The 25,886-nt window shown below is 47.7% G+C and carries 30 protein-coding genes; 23 read left to right on the top strand and 7 right to left on the bottom strand.

Translation table 11 applies throughout. The features are described from left to right. Positions 1 to 290 precede the first annotated feature (290 nt). From BN2684_RS08670 to BN2684_RS08600, 15 genes are all read left to right on the top strand, one after another. Complete coding sequence (locus tag BN2684_RS08670) at positions 291 to 656, top strand: helix-turn-helix domain-containing protein (protein ID WP_058301788.1); 366 nt, start codon at positions 291 to 293, stop codon at positions 654 to 656. Then, positions 656 to 946 carry a hypothetical protein gene (locus tag BN2684_RS08665; protein WP_058301787.1) on the top strand — a complete coding sequence of 97 codons (291 nt, stop codon included), beginning with the start codon at positions 656 to 658 and terminating at the stop codon, positions 944 to 946. The genes BN2684_RS08670 and BN2684_RS08665 overlap by 1 nt, the downstream gene beginning before the upstream one ends. Positions 947 to 951: 5 nt before the next feature. Next, positions 952 to 1,644, top strand: coding sequence for a helix-turn-helix domain-containing protein (locus BN2684_RS08660; protein ID WP_058301786.1), 693 nt, complete (start codon positions 952 to 954; stop codon positions 1,642 to 1,644). A gap of 8 nt (positions 1,645 to 1,652) precedes the next feature. Then, positions 1,653 to 2,000 (top strand): hypothetical protein, encoded by a 348-nt coding sequence (locus BN2684_RS08655; protein WP_058301785.1) that lies wholly within the window; start codon positions 1,653 to 1,655, stop codon positions 1,998 to 2,000. A gap of 121 nt (positions 2,001 to 2,121) precedes the next feature. Beyond that, a complete protein-coding gene (locus BN2684_RS08650) occupies positions 2,122 to 2,577 on the top strand; it encodes a hypothetical protein (protein ID WP_058301784.1) in 456 nt (151 codons plus the stop codon). Positions 2,578 to 2,630: 53 nt separating this feature from the next. Further along, complete coding sequence (locus BN2684_RS08645; RefSeq protein WP_148449926.1) at positions 2,631 to 3,464, top strand: hypothetical protein; 834 nt, start codon at positions 2,631 to 2,633, stop codon at positions 3,462 to 3,464. A 54-nt stretch (positions 3,465 to 3,518) separates the two neighbouring features. Further along, on the top strand, positions 3,519 to 3,740 hold the full coding sequence (locus BN2684_RS08640; RefSeq protein ID WP_148449924.1) for a hypothetical protein: 222 nt from the start codon (positions 3,519 to 3,521) through the stop codon (positions 3,738 to 3,740). A gap of 88 nt (positions 3,741 to 3,828) precedes the next feature. Beyond that, positions 3,829 to 4,248 carry a hypothetical protein gene (locus BN2684_RS08635; RefSeq protein ID WP_058301781.1) on the top strand — a complete coding sequence of 140 codons (420 nt, stop codon included), beginning with the start codon at positions 3,829 to 3,831 and terminating at the stop codon, positions 4,246 to 4,248. Continuing rightward, a complete protein-coding gene (locus tag BN2684_RS24240; protein WP_058301780.1) occupies positions 4,241 to 4,651 on the top strand; it encodes a helix-turn-helix domain-containing protein in 411 nt (136 codons plus the stop codon). Before BN2684_RS08635 ends, BN2684_RS24240 begins: the two co-directional genes overlap by 8 nt. Positions 4,652 to 5,081: 430 nt before the next feature. Then, positions 5,082 to 5,417, top strand: a complete 336-nt coding sequence (locus BN2684_RS08625; RefSeq protein WP_058301779.1) for a hypothetical protein — start codon at positions 5,082 to 5,084, stop codon at positions 5,415 to 5,417. Between the two features lie 21 nt (positions 5,418 to 5,438). Then, positions 5,439 to 6,350 (top strand): hypothetical protein, encoded by a 912-nt coding sequence (locus BN2684_RS08620; RefSeq protein WP_058301778.1) that lies wholly within the window; start codon positions 5,439 to 5,441, stop codon positions 6,348 to 6,350. A gap of 109 nt (positions 6,351 to 6,459) precedes the next feature. Continuing rightward, complete coding sequence (locus BN2684_RS08615) at positions 6,460 to 6,771, top strand: phage tail assembly protein (protein ID WP_058301777.1); 312 nt, start codon at positions 6,460 to 6,462, stop codon at positions 6,769 to 6,771. 323 nt (positions 6,772 to 7,094) lie between these two features. Further along, positions 7,095 to 9,044, top strand: coding sequence for a phage tail tape measure protein (locus tag BN2684_RS08610; protein ID WP_159065774.1), 1,950 nt, complete (start codon positions 7,095 to 7,097; stop codon positions 9,042 to 9,044). Further along, the gene (locus BN2684_RS08605; RefSeq protein WP_148449922.1) at positions 8,951 to 9,772 is read left to right on the top strand and encodes a hypothetical protein; all 822 of its coding nucleotides are present in this window, start codon (positions 8,951 to 8,953) and stop codon (positions 9,770 to 9,772) included. Before BN2684_RS08610 ends, BN2684_RS08605 begins: the two co-directional genes overlap by 94 nt. Positions 9,773 to 11,229: 1,457 nt before the next feature. Continuing rightward, positions 11,230 to 11,931 carry a hypothetical protein gene (locus BN2684_RS08600; protein WP_058301774.1) on the top strand — a complete coding sequence of 234 codons (702 nt, stop codon included), beginning with the start codon at positions 11,230 to 11,232 and terminating at the stop codon, positions 11,929 to 11,931. 260 nt (positions 11,932 to 12,191) lie between these two features. Here the strand turns inward: BN2684_RS08600 and BN2684_RS08595 are convergent, their stop codons facing one another. Together BN2684_RS08595 and BN2684_RS08590 are read right to left on the bottom strand one after the other, a co-directional pair. Beyond that, positions 12,192 to 12,881, bottom strand: a complete 690-nt coding sequence (locus BN2684_RS08595; RefSeq protein ID WP_058301773.1) for a hypothetical protein — start codon at positions 12,879 to 12,881, stop codon at positions 12,192 to 12,194. 93 nt (positions 12,882 to 12,974) lie between these two features. Then, positions 12,975 to 13,301, bottom strand: coding sequence for an ORF6N domain-containing protein (locus BN2684_RS08590; RefSeq protein ID WP_148449920.1), 327 nt, complete (start codon positions 13,299 to 13,301; stop codon positions 12,975 to 12,977). 401 nt (positions 13,302 to 13,702) lie between these two features. Here BN2684_RS08590 and BN2684_RS08585 point away from each other — a divergent pair, with 401 nt between their 5' ends. Next, positions 13,703 to 13,894 carry a hypothetical protein gene (locus BN2684_RS08585; RefSeq protein WP_058301771.1) on the top strand — a complete coding sequence of 64 codons (192 nt, stop codon included), beginning with the start codon at positions 13,703 to 13,705 and terminating at the stop codon, positions 13,892 to 13,894. 42 nt (positions 13,895 to 13,936) lie between these two features. Here BN2684_RS08585 and BN2684_RS23860 read toward each other — a convergent pair whose 3' ends face one another. Then, positions 13,937 to 14,143 (bottom strand): DUF3102 domain-containing protein, encoded by a 207-nt coding sequence (locus tag BN2684_RS23860; RefSeq protein WP_234340227.1) that lies wholly within the window; start codon positions 14,141 to 14,143, stop codon positions 13,937 to 13,939. 219 nt (positions 14,144 to 14,362) lie between these two features. Here BN2684_RS23860 and BN2684_RS25170 point away from each other — a divergent pair, with 219 nt between their 5' ends. The 6 genes from BN2684_RS25170 (at position 14,363) to BN2684_RS08555 (ending at position 20,528) form a co-directional block, all read left to right on the top strand. Then, positions 14,363 to 14,488: a putative holin-like toxin gene (locus BN2684_RS25170; protein ID WP_316245508.1), complete on the top strand. Its 126-nt coding sequence runs from the start codon at positions 14,363 to 14,365 to the stop codon at positions 14,486 to 14,488. A gap of 2,046 nt (positions 14,489 to 16,534) precedes the next feature. Continuing rightward, positions 16,535 to 16,732, top strand: coding sequence for a YqaE/Pmp3 family membrane protein (locus BN2684_RS08575; RefSeq protein ID WP_058301769.1), 198 nt, complete (start codon positions 16,535 to 16,537; stop codon positions 16,730 to 16,732). 354 nt (positions 16,733 to 17,086) lie between these two features. Next, the gene (locus BN2684_RS08570) at positions 17,087 to 17,365 is read left to right on the top strand and encodes a PD-(D/E)XK nuclease family protein (protein ID WP_058301768.1); all 279 of its coding nucleotides are present in this window, start codon (positions 17,087 to 17,089) and stop codon (positions 17,363 to 17,365) included. A 156-nt stretch (positions 17,366 to 17,521) separates the two neighbouring features. Then, positions 17,522 to 18,970 (top strand): S-layer homology domain-containing protein, encoded by a 1,449-nt coding sequence (locus BN2684_RS08565; protein ID WP_058301767.1) that lies wholly within the window; start codon positions 17,522 to 17,524, stop codon positions 18,968 to 18,970. 306 nt (positions 18,971 to 19,276) lie between these two features. Then, complete coding sequence (locus tag BN2684_RS08560) at positions 19,277 to 19,774, top strand: pentapeptide repeat-containing protein (RefSeq protein ID WP_234340202.1); 498 nt, start codon at positions 19,277 to 19,279, stop codon at positions 19,772 to 19,774. Between the two features lie 67 nt (positions 19,775 to 19,841). Continuing rightward, positions 19,842 to 20,528, top strand: a complete 687-nt coding sequence (locus BN2684_RS08555; RefSeq protein WP_234340201.1) for an SIMPL domain-containing protein — start codon at positions 19,842 to 19,844, stop codon at positions 20,526 to 20,528. 55 nt (positions 20,529 to 20,583) lie between these two features. On the opposite strand, the gene BN2684_RS08550 is transcribed toward BN2684_RS08555, so the two are convergent. Genes BN2684_RS08550 through BN2684_RS08535 form a run of 4 tightly spaced genes read right to left on the bottom strand, consistent with a single transcriptional unit; the run spans position 20,584 to position 25,048 of the window. Further along, the gene (locus BN2684_RS08550) at positions 20,584 to 23,709 is read right to left on the bottom strand and encodes a hybrid sensor histidine kinase/response regulator (RefSeq protein WP_058301765.1); all 3,126 of its coding nucleotides are present in this window, start codon (positions 23,707 to 23,709) and stop codon (positions 20,584 to 20,586) included. A gap of 59 nt (positions 23,710 to 23,768) precedes the next feature. Further along, entirely contained in the window at positions 23,769 to 24,392 is a 624-nt protein-coding gene (locus BN2684_RS08545; protein ID WP_058301764.1) for a hypothetical protein, read from the bottom strand. A gap of 39 nt (positions 24,393 to 24,431) precedes the next feature. Continuing rightward, positions 24,432 to 24,848, bottom strand: a complete 417-nt coding sequence (locus tag BN2684_RS08540; protein ID WP_058301763.1) for a DUF2178 domain-containing protein — start codon at positions 24,846 to 24,848, stop codon at positions 24,432 to 24,434. Further along, positions 24,845 to 25,048 carry a helix-turn-helix transcriptional regulator gene (locus BN2684_RS08535; protein ID WP_058301762.1) on the bottom strand — a complete coding sequence of 68 codons (204 nt, stop codon included), beginning with the start codon at positions 25,046 to 25,048 and terminating at the stop codon, positions 24,845 to 24,847. The genes BN2684_RS08540 and BN2684_RS08535 overlap by 4 nt, the downstream gene beginning before the upstream one ends. A gap of 266 nt (positions 25,049 to 25,314) precedes the next feature. Between BN2684_RS08535 and BN2684_RS08530 the strand changes: the two genes are divergently transcribed. Next, positions 25,315 to 25,791 carry an SAM-dependent methyltransferase gene (locus BN2684_RS08530; RefSeq protein WP_058301761.1) on the top strand — a complete coding sequence of 159 codons (477 nt, stop codon included), beginning with the start codon at positions 25,315 to 25,317 and terminating at the stop codon, positions 25,789 to 25,791. Positions 25,792 to 25,886: the final 95 nt, after the last annotated feature.

Raw genomic sequence — 25,886 nt, 5'->3', positions numbered from 1 at the left:
GCTGGACATGCATCCGGTACTTGTGAGAAGTGCCAGAAGCACTTTGCTAAACGGTCCAATCGCCAGAAATATTGTCCCGATTGTCGGAAGGTTGAAGCGGCAAGGTCCAACCGAGATCGAGCAAGGCGAAAATACTGGTTAGATAAGGGGTAAAACCTAACGGTTTAGGCACTAAAAAAGCCTTATGTATCAAGGGTTTCCAGACTACATTTTTCAAAGTGAAGGTATTTCATCCTTCTTAGCAGTTTTGACATTCTAATGCGTTAGAAATCATTGATTGGAGGTTAGCCATGCAGAACCGCAATCTGAACCGAAATGCCGATATTGTGCCGCTTTATCAAGTTTCTCAACAGCCTACTCAACCGACTGTGGAGGCGCTGCTCCTGCAGGTGATTCAGCTCTTGCAGATTCAACAATCATCCGCAGCGGTTCCAGCACCGCAACCGGCACCGACTCAGGACCCTGTGAAGGACACGTTAACCGTGAAGCAAGCCCTTCAGGAAGTCTTCGGAGGGAAGTTCTCCGAGTATAAATTTCGTTCGATGATCAACCGCGGCGAGGTACCGAGCATTCGGATCGGTTCGAAGATACTCCTGCGTCGAAGTTCTCTTCTCGCATGGATTGAGGAGCAAGAGAGTCAGGGGGCGCACAGGTGATGAAATTTGATCGAAGCTCAACAAAGGCGCTCTTGCGACTCATGGAGCAGCTTGAGTTAAAGGATGAATGCCTTAAGAAATCCGGGGTGACGATTCAATCGTTCGAAGCAGCTCAAGTCGATATCATTCATGCGATTCTCGATGTTAATCGGATTCGCCGGGACGATCCCGCGGTAGATTATTTTACGCATCCGGCCTTCCAGTTTGTATGGCGTCAGATTGGACTTCGTGAAGCATTGGAGGATATGCAGCTGCGGTTCACAGAGCTGCGACAGACGAAAAGCGGGTGAGGTGAGTGAATCACGGTTTTTTTAAGGGGCCAAACAGCTCCTTCGATATCGGCCTAAATGCATACCAGCTATCTGTTTACTTGTATCTAACAAGATGTAGCAATAATGCAAAGGCTGCATTTCCGAGTTATGACAAGATTGCTGAAAAAAGCGGGATGTCACAGAGAAAGGCTAAAGAGGTCGTGAAGGAGTTGGAGGCCTTAGGGTTATTGAATAAGGAGCGGCGATGGGGAGAGAAAGGTAGCCAGAGTAACATTTACATCGTGGTTTCTCCCATGGATATTCCTAAGGCTGGGCCCAAAGAGAGTGCACACGATGCACTAACCCCTGTGCATGACATGCACCCCGGGGGTGCACACGGTGCACAGTATAAAGAACTACTGTATAAAGAACCATCTGATAAAGAAAAAGGATACATCGATCTACCGATCGACGCCCACAGGTTTATTGACATCTACGATGATCACTTTTTCGATTATTTCTTCGCAAAGCACCCAAAGATCAGCCAAGAGCAATACGAGTTTATTATGGACAATCTGGACCGATTGGAAGAATTCAATGTAAGCGAAGAGGATTTCGCTGAAGCCGTAAAGGATCACTTCGCTACATTGCCGGAGACGAATAACGGCTCAATTATCGCCTTCATCCATACGTTTAGGCGGCGATTCGATATTCCCCATACCGGTGAGCCGTATTAGGAGGTACTATGAACCGCGAACAAAAGAAGTCAATCGCCTTTGCCCTGCTCAACTATCGTCTGGCGCTTTCCCTGGGAATGCAGCATTCTTCCTTGGAAGAGATCGGAAGAATGCTTGAAACCCTGTCCGAGAAAGAAAGGTGGCTGGTCGAGGCCCGATATCTCGGAAAGGAAGCGGAATACACGTTCGACAAGGATCTGTATCAAGCAGCCGGCATGAGCGCAATAACCTATTCGAAGCTCCGAGCGAGCGCCTTTACCAAGCTTCAGGGGATCACTGACCTCATCAGCCCTAGCCAGAGATTCGGACAACCTCCAATTCTCAGGGAGAGGGGAGAAGCCCATGACCAGGAATGAGCCGATCACACTGGCAGAGCTTGCCCGCATGTGGTACGACAGGAGCCCGCTGCAGCATCAAATTATCGTTCGCAATATGCGGAAGCAATACACTAAGTCTCTGTGATAGGTGGTCCCCAAAGTGGCGAAAATGCAGCTAGACAAGGCAACCTTCTTACTGGACCGCTACTCACTGATGATGCGGTGTATAGAAGACTTCGAGACGCATTCAGCCGATCTTCAAAAGGCGATTGTCGAAGGGGAAGCAGCCCGGCGAATAAGCCAGGACGACATGCATGCAGACAAGACAGCGAATGCGGTCATCCTGATGGACAAGCAGCGCTGGATCTATTCAGAATACAAACTCGTGACAATGCACATTGCCCGCGCTATCGGATTGGTCATGGATGACGATGCTCGAAAGATTCTCGATCACCGCTATCTGCGAGGGAAAACCGTAAAGGAAGTCCTCCTGTTCTTCTCCGGATCCATGAGCAAGAGTACGGTCGAGCGGAAAATGCGAGAAGGCAAGTCGGCGGTAGCAAGCACATTGAAGCAATGGGAAATCCTTGATCGTCCATGGGACTTGTATTCCTAAACTCGAAAGGAGAAGGGTTACCCCGAGCGTAACCAGTACACCGCATGTTCTGTGTGATTCAGGAGATTACCAACAAGCGCCCGGATCCGAACGGCTGGCATAAGGAGTTACTTCTCGATGAGACGCTTGAGCACTTCGAAGGCAGGATTCGGAAGAAGTACGGCTACCAGTTCAGCTCTGAACGATTCGAGAGGCCCAACCGGACAGCGTACAAAATCGGCATTCATCAGAGCTACCGGGAAGGCGAGCACATCCGTAAGCGACAATGGGCAATCTGCACGATCGGTTATTACGAGCTGCTGACCTTTTCACCGAAGGAGCATGTGGATAAGCAGCATCTGAAGGCCAAGCTGAAGGAAATCGGGATCACCGAAAAACGGCTGTGGGAACTGGTGGATGCCAAGCTTGCTCCAATCGTCCAGGCAATCAAGCTCGAGTTCGAGGCTTCGGAAGAGTTCAAGACTCAGCAAGAGCACAAACGGTTAATTCGAGCATGGCGCATACGAAGAAAACTCTTCGAGAAATCGAACGGTGTGGATGCTTATGAGTTCTGTTACGACTTCCTCAATGAGTCGATGGACCTGAAGTTCGAACATGAACTCAGCATGGCATTCAGAAAACGGAAAGAAGAGGAGGAACTGAAGAGACGCGCTGAAGAGCGGGAACGGATGTATTGGGAGCACTTCAAACGAGAAAGCAGTAACTACAATGGTAACTACGGATTCCCGCCTATCGATAAACCGAGCAGTCGGTTCTCGGAAGCTGAACAAGCACTTCTAAAGAAATTCTACCGGGTATTGGCCCGCTCATTTCATCCGGACTTACCGGGAGGGAGCGAGGAGGCAATGAAACTGGTAAACACGCTAAAGGAGGATTGGGGAATATGAGCACTTCATTCAGCAGACGGGTAGTGACGCTGGTCGTTGAATCCCAACAGGGGGTTGCTGAGTACGCCTGAGAACCAATACAAAGTGCGCCTCCGTTGTGGCGACCGCTTAGTTACGGTGAGCGTATTCACGCCGGACAAAGCAAGCAATGAAGTCATCCTTGCTCAAGCAAAGGTCCGGGGAGTCGAGTTTCTTGCGCAAATCGGCAATAAAGTCGAGGAGAGCGACTTCACCCTTGTCTCCATCCAAGATTGCGGTCCATGGCCGACTTTTTGAGCTCGAGAGCAAGCTTTTAAGAGTAATCAGCCTTAACCTCTAGCGCCGGCACCTCACATCAGCCCAAAAGGCAGCAATCGCCGTAGAGATGCTTCCGTTGCTGGAATCAGAGGCGAAGGAACGTCGGGGGAGGACATTAAAAAAGGGGGCGGCCGCTCCCGATACGGAAAAAATTCCGGAACGGGAGCAAAGCGAATCCCGAGCCCAAGCCGCCAAACTAGCCGGCACCAATGAACGGTATGTGTCCGATGATGATTCCTCGGAAGGATGTGAACACATGTCGATATCATTGATTCTTCAAGTCGCTGAAATCAAATGCAGACTCCTTGAGCTTGCTGCGACCATCACCGAAGACGAGACGTTCCCGCGTGAAGCTATCGTTCTCGATCTTCTCCAAGCCGCTAGCAATGCACAAGCACTGGAAGCGGAACTTGCGCCACAGCTTGATCAAACTATCACGACACTGTTCAAAAAACTGGACACCGAAGGGAGAGCTCTTCATGAATAATCAAATCACCTTGAAGCAAGCCCGTATGAATGTTGGGTACGAAATCCAAGAAGCCGCTAAGAAGTTGGGGGTCAGCACCCGAACCCTTCTCCGCTGGGAGACGGATTCCGGTCCGATGAACTTGATTGAGTTCCACAGGGCAGGCCAACTCTATGGCATCAAGGGCGATCACATCTTCATCGGCAAGGCCGTTGATTGCCCCGCGGCTGGGAATGTACTCGCTAAGGCGATCCGCAAAGCGGCCTCCGTGGAAGCCGGTCAGGTCACCATCAGCACTGAAGCTCTTCTCTCTGAGCTCAAAAGCCTTGGGGTTGATGTTAGTGAAGCCGAGCGCTTCCTGGACTCCTTGGACGAAAAGAAAGACGCCCCCACTATTACGAGTAGTGAAGGCGCCGATTACTAAGAACTCTTCTGCTCATTCATACGGACGCGAAACGGGAAAGTTTCGTCCATCGAACACATTTCTTTTATTGTTATAGCCTATTATTCGTTGAATTTCAATAGGTAACGGCAATAAGTGAAGGGGGTGATGCTTATAAGCTGATGAAACACATTTGAGTGCGGCTGTGGTTCCAATTATGCCTTTATGAGGCTATGAAGTGGAGCACCAGGCGGCTCACGGGTCCTTCCAGGGGTTCGGAATGACTGCGGGTGCGCGTGAGCCCGAAAACCCTGTAGATTTTAATTTGAAAATTTACTTTCGCTTTCGCTTTTGAGTGAAGCAGATGATTAAAACAGGAAAATCCCTTCATTAATGCGCTGTTTTAGGACCGCTGATCAGAAGTGAAAAAGCGAAAGTACACAAAAATCCAAAAGGAAAGTAGGCCAAACCAATGAGTTATCAAAGCGACCGGATCATGTGCGTCGGAATTAACGAGACAGATCGTATTGCCGAGCTGGATGCCATTAAAAAAAGCAACCCTGAGTTCAGCAGCTTGGTGGATCAAGCAATCGCCTCTGGTAAAACGGCAGGCCAACTGGCATTTAGCATTCTGAGAGACCGCTCAGTAGCGCAGAAGCTCGCCGATACGATTGTTGCTGAAATCAATAAAGGACGTACTCCAAGCAGCGATGTAGCCGATCAATCCGTGCATAGCACGTCTGAAAGAACAAAGATGCTAACTGATTTTTTAGTCAATATCATAAATCAAAATCACACTGAACGATAAAATTCTGAAAGGATGAATCCCATGGCTATATTTGATAGCAACAAAGCTAAATTGAAAAAGGGAAAAGCTGATCAGCCGGTTGCCACAACAAAAGTGCAGGAGGTAATTACCGAAACGGCCGAACCTGTGACGCCTCAAATCACTCTGGATGAACTCGTTGATGCATTTCTCAGGAAAACCAAAGCTTGGGAAAATAAAGTTCAAGAGAATCTCGGGAACCTTCGCAATCAGCAAAATTCCTTGAAAGAAAAAATCAACAAGCAAACTCGTACGGCCCTTGAACACGATCTGCAGGACGAAAACGAGGAGGCAGCGAAATATCGGCTTGCCAACAAGGATCTTCGCTTGGAGTTAGAAGAGGTTGAAGCCTCTATTTCGGAATTTGAAAACCACACGGTCGGCAAAGTTGATTTCACCGCTGATATCAAGGTGATCCAAGAAGCGGCGAACAGGGAACTTCACGAAAATATTAAAGCGCAAGAAGCGACTTTTGGGCAGCGGGCAGCGATTGATCTGCAGATCAAAGAGCTTGAAATGAAGAAAAAACAATTGGCTGCAGAAAGAGATCGACTTGACCAATTTGGGCCAGGATATACAGTTTCAAAAATCGTAAGATTCATTTATCCTGCACCTATTCAGAAGCTTTCTTCCTATGATAGAGAAGCCTTTGTCCGTAATTGGATATTTGGCGAGGACATCAGCTATTACCTTCCCAGAGAGGAAAGCGATGAGCCGCGCGATATCCTTACTACGAATTATGAGATACGGCACACTGAGCCGAATTCTGAAATTCAGACGGCAAGGATAAATAGCCAGAAGCAAAGTGCAATCGTACTTCAGGAATGGAAAGAGGTTCATCCAAATGCGGAGATTATTCGATCCTTTTCACCCGATGTGGGCACTTTGGAGATCGTCTATAAGAATAAAGCCTAAGTGTAGATACTTGCAGACAGAGGGGAGATGTTCCCCACTGATCCGAGACCATTACCCCTTAGCCAGTGATCGCCAACAAATCCTAATAACAGAACAGGAGACTTAATCCATGACTAACGAGACCCAAACGAGCGTGACCTATACCCTGCTGCGGCCGATCCAATTCGAAGGTGAGACGGTAACCGAGCTGACGCTCGACTTCGAGAAGCTGACCGGAGCCGACCTGCTCTCGTGCGCTGCTCAGGCTCGATTCATTGCCCCAGAAGAAGGCTCATTTGTGAAAGCCTTGTCGATGCCCTATCAAATTACGGTAACCGCCAAGGCAGCCGGAGTCATTCCTGAACTGATCAAGTCCTTGAAGGCGAAGGACTTCACCAGTCTGCTGCAGAGGGCACAAAATTTTTTACTGCTACAGGAATAGGAGAAGACATTGATCGGGGGATTCGCGAACTCGCGATCCTCCTTTCTTCTATTCCTGGCTCCACCATTGAGTTCTGGTTAGCACAACCGGTTATGGAGTGGACGAAGTGGCATTCAGCATATGACGGAATTAACAAGAATCGTAAGCGGAGATAGAGAGGGGGAAATGAGATGCCACAGGGAAAGACATACTCCACGACATTCGAGCTCGGCGGGAAGATGGATCCGACCTTTAAGCGAGCGTTCGACAGTGCGGAGCGGGCCGCAGATGGAACCGAAAAGGCGTTCCGGGGGCTCGAAAAGAGCGGTAAAGGGGTTCCCTCCGTGTTTTCGAAGGCGTCCGAATCCGCAAAAGGGTTCGGCGATGTCCTAAAGCGTGTTTCGGAGTATTCAGGGGCATTCGCTATTGTCGATACTGTTGCCGACTCGTTTAAGGATATGATTGGCACGGTAGGCGATTTTGACAGCTCCATGAAGCAAATGCAAGCGGCCACCGGTGCCAGCGCTGACGAATTCTCGAAGATGCAGGAAGCGGTAAACAACCTATATCGGCAAGGCCGCGGGGAAAACATCGACGAGCTCACTAAAGCACTCGTCACCACTCGAAACGTAACAAGCCTGACCGGCGAGGAGTTGGAGAAGACCACCAAGAACGCGCTGGCGCTTCAGGATGTGTTCGAGTTCGGTGTTCCTGAATCTGTGAAGGTCACTGAGACGATGATGAAGAACTTCGGCCTCACCTCCGAGCAGGCAATGAACCTGCTTGCCCAGGGAGCTCAGAAGGGCATGGACAAGTCGGGCGACCTGCTAGATACAGCCAACGAGTACAGCGTCTATTTCAAAACGCTGGGCTATTCGGCAGAGGACATGTTTTCGCTTCTCAATACCGGCTTGCAGAATGGCGCGTTCAACCTGGATAAGGTGGGCGATGCTGTCAAGGAGTTCGGCATTCGGATCAAGGACGGCAGCTCCGGCACCAAGACGGCGATGAACGACCTGTTTCAAGCCAAAAATGCTGATGCCTTTATCGCGTCCATGCTTAAGGGCGGGGAGCAGACCAAGGAATATCAGGAGCTTGTCTCCCGCACATCGAAGGCAACGGCTGCCGACTTGATAAAGAACCTCCGCAAGGGCGGGACGCAAGGCGAGAAAGCCTATGCGACCGTTCAGAGTACCATAGCTGACGGGAATAAGATTCTCGATCAGGTCGCTAACGGATCTCTCAAAGGCCGGGACGCAATGGAACTGATCATCTCCGAGCTCAACAAGATACAGGACCCGGTTAAGAAAAGCACCATCGGTGTTTCCCTGTTTGGGACACAATTTGAGGATATGGAATCCAAGGTCGTCGGCTCCCTTGGAACGGTAAACAAGGAGTTCGACAAGACCGCCGGGACGATGGATCAGATCAATGAGACCAATTACGACAACCTCACCCAGGACATCAAGGAGCTGGGGCGGGAGTTCATGCAGGATATTGTCATGCCCATCGGCGATGACTTACTCCCCTACCTTCGTGATTTGACCGAGTGGGCCAGCGAAAACAATGATATCGTGAAACTGATTGCCCTTGGCACACCGGCCGCAATGATCGGGAAGAATGCTGTAGGGGTCGTGAAGAACTTCTCCAAAGTGACAAAGGGAGCTAGCATGCTCGGTGGGGCGGTAGGGATGCTGTCCAATCCATTTGGGATTGCACTCGGAGCGGTTGGCTTGGCTGCAGGCGGAATAATCGCATATAAGAAGCATCAAGAAGCCGTTAGGCAGGACATTATTAACATGGGTCCAAAGCTTGAAGAGGCTGCCGGGAAATACCAACAAGTTGCCGATAAAGCCAGTGCAACGAATGATCTGGTATGGGAATACGATCGCCTTAAACAGGTTGTTGAGAATAATGTGGACCCGACTAGAAATATGGCTGACCAACAATCTCGAATGCGTGAAATTGAAGAGAAGATGCTGGAAATATACCCAGAGCTTATTCGGCAATCTGATCTACAAAACGGGAGTTTCCGCGAGAAGGCTGGTCTAGCGAAACAGGTTGCCGATACGCAACGTGACATGGCTAAACTTGAATTGGATAAGCAAATCGCTGAGGGAAGACGCGATCAGCCCAAACTTGAAAAGGAAATACCGAATTTAGGAAACGAAATAAGCAGTCTATATGAACGAATGATGCTTTGGAAAAGGCTTATGCTCAGATTCTTGATATTGAGAAAAAATACTCTGAAACATCAATGCTTAGTGCGTCCCCCGAAAGGGATAAACAAGTAGACGATCTTGTAAATCAAGCTAACGAAATTGGAAAGACAATAGGCAGACAATTTACTAGTCACCTGGATTTGGCAAGGGGAGTATCATCAGAAATTAACGATGATATGATTAATGCATACTCCAACATCATTTCTAAAAGCGAAGAGTTGGAAAAATCCAAGTCGAGCTACCAAACGCTCTACGATCAGCAAAAAAATCTGATCGAACTGAATCTCGGCGGGAAGATAGAGGACCAACTTGCCAAATACAATACGATGAGCGCAGAACAAAAGGCTCTATTTGATCCTGTTCTTGAACAAGTGCGCAATATGAATCAGGAGTTTGATTTGCTACCAGCCAACAAGAAGATCAATGTGGATGTGGTATGGCAGCAGACAGGGATATTCAAGGATATACCACGGCTTCCGCTTCCTAAGCTGCCGCAATATGCTGAAGGTGGCATAGCGAGTCGCCCTTCGATCTTCGGGGAAGCCGGACCGGAAATGGCGATCCCGCTCAACGATTCTTCCCGGAGCCAATCGCTTTACGAATTAACGGGCCGGTTGCTCGGAATGGAGCGTCCTTCGCAGTCATCGGAGACGATCAATGTAGAGTATCACGCTACGATCAACATAAGCGGGGCTGCCGATAAGGCCACGGTTGAGCAGGCTGTGAAGGCTGGGCATGCCGACTTCAACCGGCAGATGAAAGATTGGTTGCGACAACGGTCGAGAGTGAGCATGAGTTAATGAAGAGGAGCACCTGACGGAAATAATCGTTAGGTGTTCTGTTTTTTATTTTTGAAATTCCTTATACCAGCGCGGATTTATCCAGAATATCGATGAAAATAAAAAAGACCGCCAACCCCATGGTTGCCAATCGTTTTGGTGAAAATCACGTTTTTTATTTTTATCTTCAAGAGGATGAACTGTTCCCAGTTCCCTCTTTAAATTCATCTTGGAACTACTTACCCAATACTTTCCACATCATCCGCCTAATCCTCCACATAACTGAGAGATACACGGAGCGAAGCTGGCTCAATAAAAATCACCCCCTTCTTAGGGTTACCCTCCCCTGACTTTGAATTTCGCGGAAAGCTCCCCTAAACTTCATCCTTTGCTACTGCTGCAACGACTGCCAGTTATGCGAGGTATTTCGATGCTTCGAATTCCATCAGTATCTCGAGTTTGATATTTTCTTTCATGATACTGAAAAGTAGCCGTCCAAGAAGAGGACGGCCAGTAATCATTATCGTTTAGCGAATACAAAATTTTCACTATCGGCGGGATTGTCAACGAAAATAGCTACAGCCAAGCCAACAGCTACGCCGAGCAAGAACCATTGCATAGAGCACCTCCATCATTTTCTCTTTGTTTTTTGGTAAACGCTGATACCGAATAACACGCCTGCCATGAACAAGTCTATGGGAGTCATCTTAGCACCTCACTGTAGTTCTTATGCTGATGAAACCCATTATTTCCACCCCGTCATTAAGTAAACCTCTTGAGGAGCAATAATTTTGGGATCTGCAATTCCCTCGTTAATTAATGTGTTCACTTGGACTCTTGGTGTCGACATTCATCAGATAACATAAACGAAGCACAAGCCTTACTTGACGCCCTACAAGCCTCATAGAGAGGAGCATAGGATACGGTGACCAATCCCATTCCAGATGAGTGCAGGACAAGCGAGGGATGGACGAGGAAAGTCACGGGTCCTTCCAGGGGTTCGGATTGACTGCGGGTGCGCGTGAGCCCGAAAACCCTGTAGATTTTAATTTGAAAATTTACTTCCGCTTCCGCTTTGAATTAACCGAGCCGAGGAGGTTTTTTATTGAGCTTCATTAGAGCGAAAGTGTCAATATCTGAGGCTTAGTGATGAAAAGCGGAAGTAAGCCGTTCCGCAGTTCCGGAAGTGGAAGGGGGATGATTGCCGATCCCGGAAGCTGTTGAACGTCCACCTGCAGGAGATTTCGCTTGTCTCTTCACCGGATTACATGGACACGGCATCTCAAGCGGGCAATATGCGGCCGGAAACGTCCAGGCGAGGAATCCAGCGGCCAGGTATATAAGGGAAGGCATTGAACAAGGTTCGTTTCGATAGTTCTTGAATAGGTAAATAAATCAAGCCTCTGGTCGGTTGGCTGGCAGGATTGCACATTCGGTAACCGAACGAATAATATAGTTGTATAGAAAGGCGGGTTAATATGGACAACTTGTTGAGCACGATCATATTTGTTCTTCCCGGATTCATGATGTATTTTTGGATTCAGATGATGGGAGTTACCCCTGTCGTCAAACATTCAACAATCGAATTTGGTGCATTATCTGCACTTGCTTGGTTCCCTGTCGTTTTCAGCTCTCTGGGAATCATGAATACCTATCTCCAGAAGCCGATTATGACAATTCAAGGGGTAAATGCCGCTTCTTCTGATTTGTCATTTCTCCTTCAGTTTATGGCGATTAGCGTTGCTACAAGCTTTTTTCTGAGCGCTATTTACGTTAAGTTTGGATATCCGCTCCAATTGAACGTAATTAATGCGGTTAGGAATATTATTGGCAAAGCAAAACTAAACAAATCTCCATCAGTATGGGAAGAGGTTTTTAATGTTAACGCTCCAGCAGTTGTTGGTATAACAAAGATTGGATTAAATGAGCCTGAAATGGTGGGTAGTCTCATAAATTTTTCAAGGCCATTTGAAACGAGAAAAGCCATTAAACTTGAATATGTCCAGTATGTCACCATGGTTGTAAAAAAATATGAAGTACCAGTCAGTGAAATATATTCAGATATTGAATCGGGGAACAGCATTTTCATTTATGATTATGGTAAATACCTTGAAGCTGATGAAAAAGAGAGAAAGGAGCCGGAATATATCCAGACTCCTTTGCGGTCATCTACCTCTTGACAGGAGGCTGTGGTACTGATGGCCGTTCGGCAGAGCGTTGTTCATCAGATGACTTCACTGGGGGCGTTGGAATAGAAGGTTTTGAAGCGGAGTCCCCCATTCTAACCGGTTTGGTCATATCAAATCTCCTTTTTGTACGATTAGAATCAAGGAGTCATTTCGACAAAAAGGGAGGTTTTTCCTTCTGATCATCACGAGTACTCACACTTTTGATTATTGCCATCATGCCGTCTGCTGTCAGGCTTTTTCAGTCTGGCTAGTTAAGGGGTAATAACCTTATTAAACTCCCCTATTACATGTTTTGATCCAGCCAGCACTTCATTTAGTACCATATTCACCGACTTATTAAGGGATTCGAAATAATACTCTCTTCTGTATTCACCATCAAATGTGTCCATTTTTTTGATGGAATCTAATGTTCCAGATCCATTAATACTTATTGCTTGTTTAGCTCCAGTTATGGTGACACCTCTTAGTGAGTTCGTTCCAAATGTGGCATGATTAATATGTAGTTGCTCTACAGGTGTTTGAGCAGTAAGGTTTCTGTGTTTATTTTCATTTACCAATTTCGATAAGTCATCCAACCAATTTGTATTATACTTTTGCGCGGAATCAAAGACTTTAATCAAACGGTGGTCAGTTAATCCTCTAAAATTATCAGCGATAGAAACCCTCAAAAGATCAGGTGTATCTTTCTTTGGGAAATACACCCTGCCATATTTACCACTGAGTTCTTTCTTAGTGTACTTTTCTCTACAATAGGTATCAAAAATGTATCCGGCTACATAGTCTAGCGGTGATCTGCAGTTCTCCAAATAATTCTTAATTGATACTTTAAGAAATGGAACTACATCATCATTCTCAAGAGATGCAAGTTCTTTTTCGAGAATTTCATTCATAGATGCTTCGGCAACTTCAAGGCAAGCGCAAGAGTCTTCGTACCATCCCATAGTCATTCCTCCTAAGATATTGTTCATTCTACAAATCAATGAAATAACCTTCATCACAATTTCGTAACCGACCAAGCTCGTAGCGGATATCCGCTACCGTCCCGACTGCATCTGTGTTAGTCTTTTGGCATGCATCCATGCGCTTTTTTCGGTCCAGAGGTATATGACAGCGGCGTCTTTTGAACCATCGTGAATTTCAAGACGGTTCAAAAACTCTCGTTTCTGATCCCCCTCTAACGCGAAGAAGTGTTTGCCTTCGGTGTAACGATCTTTGTTGCTAACCTCAATTTGAAGATCACAAAGGAGCTTCCGCTTTTTTTCACGCTGCGGAGCTAGGAAAATGTAGCACTGCTTGTTACCGCTGTCTGACGACTCATCAATATGATGAATCGACAATCCATCATTTTTCCTGGTCGTCATATTGAACCGTCCGCAATTAGCGTATGGTTCAGGTTATACGGAAATGCGAGGAACCTCAAGAGCAAGGGGGCGTACCTGCTGAAACATACTAAAAGGCGCTTGAAGGTACTGAAACTTACTCCGAACGAGTAAATGATACCGAAAGATGCGGTCAATTACTCATTTAAATGGCGAAGGAAGAAGACTTCCCACCCAAATGAAAAAGCGTCCAACCAAATCGAATATCAGGTCAAAAGTCCACTTGCTATCGATGAGCGCAGCAACAAATAGGAATACCACTATCAGTCCGGTAACAAACTTTAAGCCATTTTGCATAGTTCCACCTCCACGCGAAATAATTCGACAATGAAAAGGGTAATCCTTCCATATTCCGAATCTTGTAATTGGGAGGAGGTGAGACATTGGAAAAGTTTGATCTTGAATTAAAGAAAGTGATAGATCGGCTTGAGGAGCATAGAGAGAAAAAAATGAAATTGATAGAAACCCGAAACTGGGACCAAGACTGGTATCAAAACGCTCAGGGAAGAATCACCGCATTGGATCATGCACTTTCTGAGCTTAATCACTTATGGCTATTCGGTAAGGCAAAATAACAGTCTCGAGAGAAGGGGGCCACTCCATCAGGGGTGGTCTTCCTATATCCAATAAAACTCGGAGCGATCAATAGATTCGGGGAGCGAGAGCATTTCGAAAATTTTCCCGGCTGGCAAAGCGGTAGACGTCTGCCGAAATTGCTCATAAGCTTGAATCATTGCTCTTGCAGTTCTCGGAATGATGTCAACCGATTCAAGCCACGACTCCCATTGCCCATGAGCCAGATCGTTCTCCTTAACATGCTTCAGCCGTTTACCAATCTCGAAGAGCGATTGACCGGCTACTTGCTTGAAATGTTGATTTCGGCTGTGATGAACTGAAGGTTGGTGGATAATGCCAAGCTTCCCGGATGCAACCTATATCGGTGAATTAGGTCATGAGTGGCGATGTCGCCACTGTCGGATGTTGAAAAGGAGAAGATTGTCAGGCAGGCCTATGCTATAATCAAAGAACAATAGAAAGGCTATATGGGCGGTCGGCTAACCTCTCGGAAGGGAGGGATGCCTGTGGAGGTATACCAAGCACTCAGCTTGATGTTCATGTTCGGCATGTTCATTCTGGCGCTGCTAACGTACCTAAACAAAAAGAAATAGGCCGCCCGTGGTAGGGAATCGGCCCATTTCTGCTGACATACCTATTTGAAGCCACCGCCCTTAAGAGCGGCTATTGCCTGGGGAGTCGTGTTAGCGCACGGCTCCTTTAGCATTTTATGCTTCTTTAACTCATATCATACCATATTGTATTGTATTATATAATACGTTTCAATTGGATTCGCAACATAATAGAGTTTAAAGAGGTTTCTACCGCCCAGCGGTAAAAACCTCTTTATCTGCGCCGGGCGCTGAAAACTATTTTTCACCGACCGGCGGTGGAAATTCTTTTTCGTCGCCCGGCAGCGAAAAACGAACTCGAATTCGTATTTTGAAGAAAAAACTCCTTTGCACGATACCCCTGACTTTCGGTCGCTCGGCGACCATAACTCCCGTCAGCGAGGGTGAGTAGGTTTTCACCGGGCTCCGGTAAATACTCGATGGGGTTTTCACCAAGCGTTGGTAAAAAGTTCAGAGGTTTTCATTAACCGTTAATGGAAATTGGACTGCGGTTTTGTCCAACGATTGGACGAAAGGGGTTATTGCCGAACTCCGGCAAAAACACTTTGAGATTTTGCCAAGCGTTAGCAATAATTCGTGTGGGTTTTGTCCGAAGCTCGGATGAAACCACATTGGGAGGGTTTTATCCGCCGGGCGGACAAAAATAGGTTAATGGCGCCGGGCGCCAAAAACTCAGAATGTGGGTTTCGCGTGCAGGGCACGCAAAACACTCGACTATGGCCGTGAGGAAGGTAGTTTCGCGGGAGCTTCCCGCAAAATACCTGATCCCGATCATGTACGAGCGCCGCATAAAAGCTGCTAAAGCAAGGTCGAAGCAATTTCGTACGCCCGGCGTACAAAACTATTTTGCGCGAGTCCACATTATGCTGCGGAGTTTTTGCCGCCGGGTGGCGAAAAGTACTTTTCATTGCCGGGTAATGAAAATTCATGTAACCCTAGGTGACAATAAAACATTTCCACCACGCGGTGACCGAAACTCCTTATCCTTCACTCAGTGAAGAAGAGTTATGTTCACGCGGTGAACGGAAGTCCCATTCTCACGCTTTAGAACACTCATTACCTCAAAGAGGTACAAACACCTTAACCAGTCCGATTCCGGTAAAAATGTGGCCGAGAAGCGGCCTTGTGAAGCCACAGAGGGTGAAGCGTCCTTTATGCCGTAGAAAACGGTAATGTCCTCGCAAGTTGCTGCAGACTTTCTGCTACTCGGTAGCAAAAACCTCTGGGTATCATAAGGGGCTATATTCAACATACATCCATTGTCAGCAGCCGAAGGTGGAAAACCTCAGGATGATGGAATTTCAAACCTCACCGTTGACGATCTCAGAGTAAGAGTAACGCCTGCTATAGCAAGGACTAATACAGTAAAAATTGGTGCCGGAATTGGTGCCGAAAAGAAAATAAAGGCACCAAATTTCAACTAAATAGAACATACATTCGATCTCGAAAAAACCTTATATATCAAGGATTTCTCGAATTCAACTCACTTCAACAACATGTTCCGGGAGTCTTGACAGGGTGGGGGTCAGTGGTTCGAGCCCACTACAGATCACTTGAGAGAAACCCTTGAATCCCTTGTGGATCAAGGGTTTTTTCGTTGATACAGACGGGTACAGGGATGATGAAACAGGGCCTTGATACAGGAGAACAAGGTCATGTTAATAATTGAAATCAATCAGGATAAAGTGAAGCGGTTTTGCCGAGAGAAAGTGGATAAGCTGATTCAAATTGAATAGGAGTATCCATTGGATTATGCAAAGATAATCAGTATGATCAAATAAATGTTAATACGCCCTGACGGCTTCGGCTCTCGATGTGGACTCAAAGCTGAGTATAAGGCGGCGGAAGCGGCGGGAATGAGCATGTCTGCATACATCCAGGAAGCTGTCGCCGAGAAGATGGCTAGGGATTAAGCGCAGAATAACAAGGAGCAGGAGGGATGACCTCTCTGCTCCTTTTTGTAGGGTGAAGGAATAATTTGTATATCTGTCGAATAACGAAATATCATGATTTTGGGGGAGGCCGGCAATGCGTTACCTTTTGTGTTTCATCCCGCCTTTGGCGGTATTATCTTGCGGAAAGATTGGGGCTTTTTTGCTTAATTTGATTCTTACGCTTTTCTTTTATGTTCCCGGAGTCATTCACGCAATTTTGATTGTAAATGAGTATAAGGCAGACAAGAGAAACAAAAAACTCATTAATGCTATACAGAAAACCAGGTATTAACCAGCAATTTCACATTAAACCCATGCCGCTAAGGTGTGGGCTTTTGCATGTTTGTCACGACTTAACGTCTGGACGGAGAGGCTGACCGACGGAATCGAGGCGATGACATGTCTTCGATTATTTCAACAATTATCTGGCACAGAATCTGGACAAGGAAAAGACGGTTCTTCACGACGAGCGGTTGTTTCCAGAAAGAGGATTCTTGTCGTATGATATCGAATCGAATTAAGGACGCCGACAAGTGGCGTCCTGTTTTCTATATCTTTTCCAATGATGGGGTGACATCACTTGGCTTCATTGCTCAAACGCCTTTATTAACTGCTCAGTGGAGATCGAAATCAACTTGAGGATTACTTGACGGAAATATTCGCCCAAGTACTGTCTAAGGAATGGTTGCTGCACGATTTTCTGAAATCCCTAACGGATCTCACAGTGAGCGAAGCAAATATCCGTGAAGTGACGACACAGAAGATATACACCAAGCAGGAGGATCATCAAACGGATAGCAGACCCGACATGATCATCCGTTTCTCTGATGAAGGTAAATCCCATGTGGTGTTTATCGAAAACAAGCTGGGTACCGGCGAAGGATATATCCAATTGAAAAGGTACGCTGATCATCTAAGGAGTTAAAATTCGAGTGGAAAACAAGGGAGATAACCGCAAGCGTATAATGCTGGGACAAGTGAAAGACATAGACGATATTCGTTTGGGCTAGGTGAAGGATGCTAGGATGTCGATAGAATCCGAGTTGATCGGAATTCAGAGAGAATGGGAGAACCAACGAGAATGTCAAACCGAATGATGATCCGCAGCACGGCAGCAAGCAGCGTGAAACGTAAGCTGGTAGCCCTTACAGCCAGCTTGATGGTCGCAGGCTCTCTATTGGCCGCACCGGCCGTTGGAACGGCGATGAATAACAATTCATATACGCCGAGTGGTTGGGCACTGGAGGATGCGAATGAAGCGTTTCAGATCGGCCTCGTCCCGACGGAGCTCTGGAGCAACTTTCAAAGCTCGATTACCCGGGCGGAGCTGAGCCAGGTGATCGTCTGCTTGTACGAGAGGCTGACTGCACATAAAGCCGAGTTGCCCGCAGGCAAACCTTTCAAGGACACGAAAGACCCCTATGTATTGAAGGCATACGCACTGGGTATTGTTGGCGGAACGGGCGGAGGAAATTTTTCTCCACATGTGCTCGTGACACGCGAGCAGTTGGCCGTGATGCTGGATAACACGCTCGTCAAAGCCGGGTTCCAGAATGAATTGAAAGGAGACCAACGCGTCACTTTCGCGGATACGATCAAAATCTCGAGCTGGGCAACCTCTTCGGCAACGAAACTGGCAGCTGCAGGCATCTTAAAAGGAAGCGAATCGAAGAGTGGCTTGCTGTTTCAACCGAAGGCTAATGCATCGCGCGAGCAAATCTTCGTTTTGGCGTACAGGGTGGCGGATCGATTTGGTCCGCGTTACGTCAAGCACGAGGGTGAGCTGCTTACTGCGGTTGAACATCGCGGCAAGTCGATCATCTTTACCGATGACCGGATGAAAATGCTGTATGAAAAAGCCACGGATATCCTTCATCAGATCATCAAGCCGGACATGACCGAGTTCGACAAGGAGCTCGCTATTCACGACTATCTTGTTCTGCATACTGCCTATGATTACGATCACTATTTGACCGATACGGTTCCAGCCGACTCCTACAGTGCGTACGGTGTGCTCTTTAAGGGAACGGCGGTATGTCAAGGCTATGCCAATGCTGCCCAACTGCTGCTGGAGCTCGCGGGCATTGATTCACAGATTGTGTACGGGATGGCGAACGGCGATGGACATGCCTGGAACAAAGTTAACATCGGAGGCGACGATTACAACTTGGATGTCACATGGGACGATCCCGTTCCCGATATCCAGGGACAGACGAATTATGCTTATTTCAATGTAACCGATGAAGAACTCGCCCGCGATCATACTTGGGAGACATCATCCTATCCAGCAGCTTCGGCGACTTCTCTGAATTATTATGTATTCAAGGATTTAGTCGTTCATAGCAAAGAGGAATTGAGAGCAAGACTTACGGATGCAATCGCCAACCGGGTCACGACGCTGACCTTCAAAACCGACTTAGAAGATGATGTAGATCGCGAGTTGGCTAACGTCATCGGTAGTGGAGTCGTATCCAGCATTGGCTGCAACCGCAATTCCGATGTCTATGTGATTCAGTTAAAGTATCGGTAAACGGAAGGATGAGGGGTTTTTGGATTGAAGCGTTTTGAAATTTGGTCAGAGGGGTTTGGGGCTGTCGGTTATTCGACAATGAAACGGATGCAAGAAAGAGTTTCGGCTAGGACCGTGTCACTGATCTGATTTAATCCTACCATTAAGAAAAGAAGGTTGGACGAGCGTATGAAAATGAAGGTGGAACAACCAAAGGTACAGACCGAGAATTTAGATAGGGTACCTTTGGCTTCTCTTGCATCGAAGGAGGAGGTCCATGATAAACAGATTCAAAATGCTGTTTTGGAATACCTGGATGTAAGGAAAGTGTCCCTCGAGCGAACGGTCTTTCGAAATGTGACCATACTGGAATCCTCGTTGGAGCAAGCCGAATGCACCGATGTCATCTTTGAGAAATGCGACTTCTCAAATGTTCATTTCGTGGGTTCGTTCTTTCATCGGGTGATCTTTCGAAACTGTAAGCTGATCGGTACCGATTTCTCGGACAGTCGGCTTCAACATGCTCAATTTCTCGATTGCATAGGAGATTACGCTAACTTTCGTTTTGCAAAGTTTAAGCAGGCTCGCTTTGAGGATTGTTCGTTAAAGGGTTCAGATTATTGCGGCGCGGCTGTCCACAATTTTGAGTGGAATCGATGCAACCTTGATCGGGTCAATTTGTCTCAAGTGAAGCTGAATGGGGTGGATCTGAGCGATTGCCATTTCGATTCCCTAATCGTGAATCCGGAGGATTTGGTTGGCTGTAAGATTGCCGCTCATCAAGCTATGGTATTTGTGGGGCTGCTCGGTATGGTTGTTGAATAGATAGCGGGAATAATCGCGCCGGATCTTAAATACATAATGGATATACAGGGAACGGGAAAGGTTGGTCATGCCCATGTATAATTCTTATCCGCAGACATCGCCTACGAGTAAGAATCCTGCCACTACTCAAACGATCCAATCATCAATGGAGGTAACCGGGGAAGGGACCGTATCAGCGGCTCCCAACAGAGCCATCATTGTTCTAGGCGTCATAACGGAAAATCCAGACCTCTCCACCGCTCAAACTGAAAATGCCGCCGCCGTAACAAAGGTCATTAACGCCTTGTTAGGGCTGCACATTCCGAGAGAACAGATTCAAACGGTCACCTACCGAATCGAAATGCAATACAGCTTTGAGGATGGAACCCAAACGTTTAAGGGCTACCAGGTGACGCATCTGTTACAAATCACATTAGATCGTGTGGAGCAGACGGGGCTTGTTGTCGATACGGCCGTTACGAACGGAGCGAACGTCGTCTCCAGCATCCGGTTCGCCTTATCAAATCCGGATCTTTACTATAACCAAGCACTCTCGATTGCCATCCAAAATGCCGGGATTAAAGCCAGCACCATTGCCAGAACATTAGGCGCAACACTGATTAAAACTCCTGTAAAAATAACGGAAGAACCCGGGGAGATTGAATCTCCAATCCCGATTCGAGCACTCGCAGAAGGCGCAGCCATTCCGACTCCGATCCAACCGGGGGAGTTGGACATTCGTGCCGTCATAAGAGCGAAGTATACCTATTTCTGACTTGTTCTTGAGCAGGAAAACCTCTTCAACCGAGATGGAGTCCAATCCATCTCATTCATCCCCGATTCGAATAGGGAACCGTGAAGGATACGGTAGTTCCTTCACCCACCTGACTGCTGATCGTCAATCCTTGGCCATAGAGCTGCATCAATCTTCGATGGGTGTTAGCCAGTCCGATTCCTCCTTTGCCCTTCAGCTTCGATTCCAGCAAGTTGGCTAGCGTTCCCTGATCCATGCCTTGTCCATTATCCTGTACTTCGATTCGTACCTCATGATTCAGACGAGCGATCCGAATCTGAACCGTGCCGCCTTCCGGGCGATCGAGCAGCCCGTGCTTGACGGCATTCTCAACCAGCGGTTGGATGGAAAGGGGAGGGATCTGGACGCGAATGTCCGGCTCTACCTTCCACACTACGGACAGCCGCTCTGCAAACCGCGTCTGCTCAATTTGTAAATAGGCTTCAACAAGCTTCAATTCATGTGAGAGGGGAACAAGCTGATTGGTATTCTGAAAGTCGAAGCTGATTTGCAGGAAGGAGATGAACGCGCTGACGAGCTCCTGCATCTTTTTGGTATCGATATCACTTAGCGCGAGTATGGAATTTAAGGTGTTGAACAAAAAATGGGGTTGAATCTGCGCTTGCAAATAAGCCGCTTCCATCCGCAGTCGTTCGTTATAGGATTGATTCATGGCAATTAACGCCCGAATGCGGTATTTGAGCTCCATGGCATCGACCGGCTTCGTGACATAATCATTGGCGCCGGAGATAAATCCGGTGTAGATATCCGCAGGCTGACTGCGTGCGGTCAACAGCAGAATCGGAAGCTCGGAGATCGAATACTTCTCCCGGGCTTTTTGCGTAAGTTCATAGCCCGACATCGCCGGCATCATGACATCGGCAATGAGCAAGTCGAACTGTCTTGTGTTCAGCCAATCCAGAGCCTCATGGGCCGAATTCACAGCGGTTAGCGCATAAGGCTCGCTTGTGAGAATGCCGCTGAGCACATTCAGATTAACCGGGTCGTCATCCACCACCAGGATGTTCACCTTGGCGCCCGTCAACAGCGGCGGAATCGATCCGGGGAGCAAGCTTTTTCGGGTATCCTGTTCCGAATAGCCCCACTCTGTCATGTGGGGAAGGGACTCATCTGTCACCGGAATAGATCGTAGAGAGGGCTTCTGCAGGCTCGATAGTCGGCCGACGGCATCGGCGAGCGGCAGATCAAAGCGGAAGACGGAGCCCTTGCCGAGGTCCGATTGGATGGTCAGGCTTCCTCCATGCAGCTCGATCAATTGCCGGCAGATGCTTAAGCCCAGACCAACTCCCCGCCCGTCGCGAATCCCATGCGGTCCTTGCTCGTAGGGGAGGAACACTCGCGCCATGGTCTCTTGGGTCATGCCGACCCCGGTATCGGTTACTTGAATGAAGGCGCGTCCATTCTGTTCTTCAGTCGAAACGGTAATAGACCCTTCTTCGGTGTATTTAAGTGCGTTATGGACCAGGTTTAAGAGAACCTGAACCAGCCTCTTTTCATCGGCAAGAACAAGCGGCATGGATTCCGAGATTGACATGGTTAACTGGATCGGTTTGCCCTCCGTCATATAAGAAAGCATTCCGATCACTCCGGGAACTACTGACTGAATGGAGAGAGGCTCTTGCTGCAAGGTAATGCGATGCTCTTGGAGACGGACAACATCCAGCAGATCACCCAGCATGTGGGACATGCGGCGGGCAACGTTAACCAACAGCTCCATCTCTTTACGGCTGCTTTCGGTGAGCTTGTCTTCCTCTTTGTTCATGACATTCTGTGCAAGATTGAGAATCCCATGAAGCGGCGTTCGCAGCTCATGAGAGGTATTGGCCAGAAACTGATCCTTGAGCTTGTCAGCCTTTTTCAATTGGTCCGCTAGTTCCGTTTTCTCTTGGGCATTGCGAATGTATTTTTTGAACCAAAAAGCTGAAAAGCCTACAATGGCGGCGAGCACATCCAACGGATAGTAGACGAGTACGACCTGCTGGTTCAAATCCCAAACATTCCACATTTGATTCGATAGAATCGCTGCCCCGGATAACAACAGAAAGACGACATCTTTCTCTTCCCGCTTAGTGAGGATCAAGCGCCCCATGCTGTAGATCAACCCGAAATAAGGGATAAGCGCTACCAGTTGAACCAACCCCATGTGATTGGAGGTATTGATCCATGAAGCGGGAGCGATCAACAAAAATCCCGTATAGAGAGAAAGAACCGTTATGTATAGACGCAATCCTTTGTTGATTCCGGCTCCTGAGGTGAACTTTCGAAAGACAAGCAGGATAAGAAGGTTTTGCCATAAGAAAGCAATCAATCGGAATTTTAACGACCCGGTATACGAAATCGGCAACGCCGCAAGCACAAAGCCGTCATTTCGGAACAGAAGGATGATCGTTACGGAGAGGGTCATGAGCCCGAAGAGAAATAATGCGCGTTCTTTGGGGTTGAAAAAGTAAAGGATGCAGGCGTAGAGTCCATGCAGCAGCAGGATGATCGTTGTAAGCAATTGAAAGCCTACGGTATAAAAGTGTGTCCGATCCACAGCCTCTTTGGAGCCAAAATAGACAGGCCCTCCGATGCCGCCCTTGTAGGGATGGTCAAAGTTTGCTGCACGAAGCAGCACTTCGATTTCGGTTGTCCCTTCCGAATAAAAGGGCGCCGTATACGAGGTGGTATTTGGTTTGTATTCCTCGCGATTCTTCGACACTCTTCCATTCTCAGGCAGGGGAGTCCCATTGATCTCTACAGCGGAAGCGGATTGAACCTGTTTGATCCACAGAGAAACCGGCTGCTTAAGCGGATCTACAAGAATGCGCAGCCGATAAGTTCCAAACCCATACGAGGAAGCAGGATCCGGCTTCAGCGCGCGGCTCCAGTCTCCCGGTACCTGAAGCGAGAGGGGAGATTGGGTGGAGGCGGCAAGATCCGAATAGGAGATCCATTGAGAAGGATAGAAGCTCCATTCGCCGTCCAGCTTGACTAATTTGGCCTTTACCAGATCCCGGCCGCGCAAATCTAGCACCCCATTGACGACATGGGCAGGCTCGGCGGTCTGAAAGAGGCTGAACCAAGTGAGACGAAGACCAAAAAGAATGCTGAGAAACAGCAGGATAATAGCGATTTTGGTAAGAGTAGGATTCTTTATCATGACATCATCATACCAAAAAAAATAGATGGACAGGATTTTTTGTCGATGATGCGAGAGAGCTACAAGCTATGAATAGCAAGGCTCTCGATAATCGCACCCGTCAGCATCAACGCGAACCCGGTTATGAGGACAATCGATTCGGATCTCGTCAGGTGAATCTCCCTAAATTTCCGTGTCACGGTCGTTTTGCCGCTCGTCAATATCGTGGCGATGTGGGCGAGAGCACAGGTGATGAGCAACTGCCCCATCATCTCCCAGAGCCCAGCCCTGTGTACGAGATCGAAGGTGCGAGTGATTCGGTTCAGCAGCGGAACGGCTTCGCCTCCCATGGAGAAGGACCAGGTGCCGAGCACCACTCCGTTGATGCAGATCTGGGCAAAGAAGGCAAGGTATCCGATCGAAAGATACTGAGCTTCCGATTCCTTTTTTTGGCCAAAGAGACTTCCGAAACTGATCACCAACACAGAAAGCATATTATATAAGAAAATTTGTAGAGTGAGCACATACGTATTGTTCGAGGTTTCCCAATTCTGCAAAGGGTTTTTGTTTTTCAGAACCCCTTCCGGAAGGATCAAGTGGCTGATGATCATGATCCCAAAAAACAGCACCAGAAAGAATAGGGTTGAAAAAAGTACGCGCCGTAGCAAATTTCTGCTGCTTAGTTGTTCGCGAATAGCTCTCATCACTTTTCCGCCTCCTTATAGCCCCCAAGGAATCAATCGTTACATTTCCTTTTGGAATCGGTTCATCAGATAAAGACCTAAGACATTGTAGAAGAGGAATACGAGCACCACAACCAAGGTAACCCATAAGGGAGCGGATATAAGAATCGTCACGTAGGCGATGCCCATAATCAGCCACTGCGTGATATCACCGGCCTTCGCCTTGGCGCGATTGCGAATGAGGGTATTTCGTTCATCGTGAAATTCGATTTGGGCTTGCTTTTCCAGCTCGGGATTGTTCCGTTCCATCTGCTTCATCCGCAGATTCGAAATGCTCAGCCCAATAAAACCCGAGCCGACTCCGATCAAGCTGCCAGATAGGGGCTTCGTTTCCTCACTGTGTAAAAAGAAGCTGGCCGCAATACAGCAGAGGCCCGCAATCAGCATGACGACATAAAAGGAGCTCCTTCTTTTCATGGTGTTTCCTCCTCATAGATAAAGATTTCTTCAATGGTCATGTCAAAAAAACGTGCAATTTTGAACGCTAGAAGGATAGATGGATTGTATCTCCCATTTTCAAGAGAGCCGATCGTTTGCCGGGATACCTCTAAAGCCGCAGCAAGCTCTTCCTGCTTAATGCCGCGCTCCTTGCGTATTTCCTCCAGTCTGTTCTTCAATAGATCACCTCGTCAGTCGAAATGGAAAGTTTGCTTTCCATAATGAAAATAACAAAGAAGCCGGCTTATGTCAAGCTAGCTTTCCATGGAGAAGCGGTAAGCGAGGAGGGCAAGCAATCCTATCACCACTAGCACCGGAGTCGATTGCCCACTTTCCACAGTCTTTTGCAACTTCCAATTTTTATAAAAAAAGGGCTTGTAGTATGCCCATCCATCGGTATAGTTAGAGGTACGGCGCCGTAATAAAATGAACGGGAGTTTGGAATATGGATCAATTTGTTGTCAACCGAATCGGAAAAGTCCGATCAGACGAAAACGGAATGCGCTTGGAGTTGGAAAAAGCGTATATTCCTGCATTGACGAATTTGGAGGGCTTTGGTTACATTCAAGTGCTTTGGTGGTTTGATCAATGTGACAACAAGGAGGCGCGAGCCAAGCTGGTGGAGCCAAGCCCCTATAAAGGCTCACCGCATAAGCTCGGAACCTTTGCGACGCGTTCTCCGGAGCGGCCGAACCCCCTTGCATTGACCTGCGTGCATGTCACCTATGTGGATATGGCAAACGGAGTCATTGGATTGGCCTATATCGATGCGGAGGACGGCTCGCCGGTGCTGGACATTAAGCCCTATACGCCGAGCCTTGATCGGGTGGAGAAACCCATCGTTCCGGATTGGTGCGCTGACTGGCCGCAAAGTGTGGAAACCTCCGGGGAGTATGACTGGGGGAAGGTCTTTCAGTTCTAAGGCATAAGATTGCTTAAAGCCAAGCTCGAACGTGTCCTTCCACGATTCGAGCTTGTTTTCTTTTCATCCGGCGGTATACTATAAAGTTGAGTGTC

Origin of the sequence: Gorillibacterium timonense, assembly GCF_001457415.1 — a bacterium.
Classification (GTDB): domain Bacteria; phylum Bacillota; class Bacilli; order Paenibacillales; family NBRC-103111; genus Gorillibacterium; species Gorillibacterium timonense.
This window is presented reverse-complemented; position numbering and strand designations above follow the sequence as displayed.